The sequence below is a fragment of the Burkholderia sp. 3C genome, from assembly GCF_054589155.1.
In genome coordinates, this window is sequence record NZ_BAAILN010000100.1 from 11,761 (window position 1) to 14,168 (window position 2,408).

Genomic DNA, 2,408 nt, shown 5'->3' on the forward strand with positions numbered 1-2,408 from the left:
CGCGTTTGCCGGGCGGCGGCGCGGTGCTCGGCGACAAGCTTGATCCGGCGGCCATGCAGTTGGCGCTCGACCAGCGTTCGGACCTGGCGAACCGCACGCTCGGCGAGTGGGCCGCGCCGTTTTTCGGCGACGAGCAGCGCCATCAGCGGCTCGATCTCGAACGCATTCGCATCGCGCGCGATCCGTCGTTGAACGACGCGCAGAAGGCGGCGCGGCTCGCCGCACTCGATACGCAACTGACGCCGGCCGAGCGCGCCCGGCGCGACGCGTTGCAGGCGCAGCAGGATGCGGTGACGGCGATCGCCGCCTTGCAGCAATCGGGCGCGACGCCCGACGCGATGCGCGCGCAGATCGCGCAGACGCTCGGCCCCGAGGCCGCCGCGCGCGTCGCGCAATTGCAGCGGGACGATGATGCATGGCAGGCGAAGTACCGCGCCTATGCGGCCGAGCGCGACCGGATCGCCGCGCAGGCGCAGGCCCCGCAGGATCGCGACGCGCAGATCGCGCAATTGCGGCAGCAGACGTTCACCGCGCCGGGCGATGCGATCCGCGCTGCCGCGCTCGATCGGGCCGCGCCGGCGGCGAGCGGACGGGGCGGGTAGCGTTGTTGGCGAGCCGAATTCCCGGCGGCCGGCTCGCATGACATCGATTCGTCTTCCTGAGCGACGGCTGTCGGCAAGGCCGCATTCATTTCGTGGTCCTTGCCTTTCGGTCAGCTTTCTCGCATCACGCGGGCCTGCACGATTCGCGCCGCTCTGCAACAATGCGGGAGCGGCAGCGTACCGCCGTACCGTTCCATCCGTGATGCGCATCGCGCATCGCTCGTCCCACCGAGTCCAGCCTTGTCCGAAACCCTCCTCGCCGGCGGCTCCGCGGAGCCGGCGTTCAATTGGCGCGCGATGCTCGCGCTGTTGCTCGCAGTCGCGCTCGCGACGCTCGACACCGCGATCGCCAACACCGCGCTGCCGGCCATCGCCGCCGACCTCCACACGGCGCCCGCCGCCTCGGTGTGGATCATCAACGCCTACCAGCTCGCGATGGTGGCCACCTTGCTGCCGCTCGCGGCGCTCGGCGACATCGTCGGCCACCGGCGCATCTATATCGGTGGCCTGCTCGTGTTCACCTGCGCGTCGCTGGCCTGCGCGCTGGTGTCGACGCTGCCGATGCTGACCGCCGCGCGCGTCGTGCAGGGCCTGGGCGCGGCGGCGATCATGAGCGTCAACACGGCGCTGATCCGTTATCTGTACCCGGCCAAGCGGCTCGGCAGCGGGCTCGGGCTCAATGCGCTGATCGTCGGCACCTCGTTCGCGATCGGGCCGACCATCGCCTCGCTGATTCTCTCGGTGGCGGACTGGCCCTGGCTGTTCGCGGTCAACGTGCCGCTCGGCGTGCTCGCGCTGGCGGTGGCGATTCCGTCGCTGCCGCAAACCGCGCGCGGCGGCCACACGTTCGACCGCGTCGCGGCGCTGTTCAACGTCGTGACGTTCTCGGCGCTGATCTTCGCGCTCGGCGAAACGGCGCAGCGCGGGCCGGTGTCGATCAGCCTGATCGCGGCGGGCGTCGCGCTGCTGTTCGGCTGGCTGCTGATGCGGCGCGAGCACGGCCACCCGTCGCCGATGCTGCCGGTCGACCTGTTCCGGCGCCCGGTGTTCGCGCTGTCGGCGGTCACGGCCGTGTGCTCGTTCGCGGCGCAGGGGCTGGCGTTCGTGTCGCTGCCGTTCTATTTCGAGGATGTCCTGCATCGCAGCGCGGTCGAAACCGGCTTCCTGATGACGCCGTGGTCGGCCGTGGTGGCGCTGTCCGCGCCGATCGCGGGCCGCCTGTCGGACCGTTATCCGCCGGGCCTGCTCGGCGCGATCGGCCTGGCCCTGCTGGCGCTCGGCATGGCGCTGCTGGCGATGCTGCCGCCGTATCCGCAGGTCGGCGACATCATCTGGCGCATGGCGCTGTGCGGCGCGGGCTTCGGCTTCTTCCAGTCGCCGAACCTGAAGGCATTGATGGCGAGCGCGCCGCCCGAGCGCAGCGGCGGCGCGAGCGGCATCGTCGCCACGGCGCGGCTGATCGGCCAGGCCACCGGCGCGGCGCTCGTCGCGCTGTGCTTCGGCATCGCGTCGCGCCACGGCCCGACGCTGGCGCTCGGCATCGGCGCGGGCTTCTCGGCCGCCGCCAGCCTGGCGAGCGGGATGCGGCTGTTCGCGCCGTCGCATCGCTCGGGGCAGGCCGTGGCGTCGGAGCGGGGCGGCAAGTAACCCGCAGGTAATCCGCAAGCAACGCCACCTCGCGCGGCGCGGGACAGGTCGGGATCGGCATGGCTTGTCGGTTGTCGAGCGATTCGATCCGGACATCGCGCCTGGTGCGCCCGCTCGCGGCGCACACGCCGCCTCCGACCCTGCCGTTCCACCGGCACC

General features: G+C 71.8%; 2 protein-coding genes. Both read left to right on the forward strand.

Features of this window, described 5'->3' with window-relative positions:
* Positions 1 to 602: lipase secretion chaperone (locus tag ACYP33_RS20550; RefSeq protein ID WP_459623682.1), on the forward strand; the 602-nt coding region annotated here is incomplete at its 5' end.
* Between the two features lie 297 nt (positions 603 to 899).
* Positions 900 to 2,249, forward strand: coding sequence for an MFS transporter (locus ACYP33_RS20555; RefSeq protein ID WP_459623686.1), 1,350 nt, complete (start codon positions 900 to 902; stop codon positions 2,247 to 2,249).
* The last annotated feature ends 159 nt before the right edge of the window (positions 2,250 to 2,408 follow it).

Excerpts from the sequence above, each read along its gene's own strand:
- ACYP33_RS20555 (WP_459623686.1), top strand. The coding sequence starts at position 900 with ATGCTCGCGCTGTTGCTCGCAGTCGCGCTCGCGACGCTCGACACCGCG.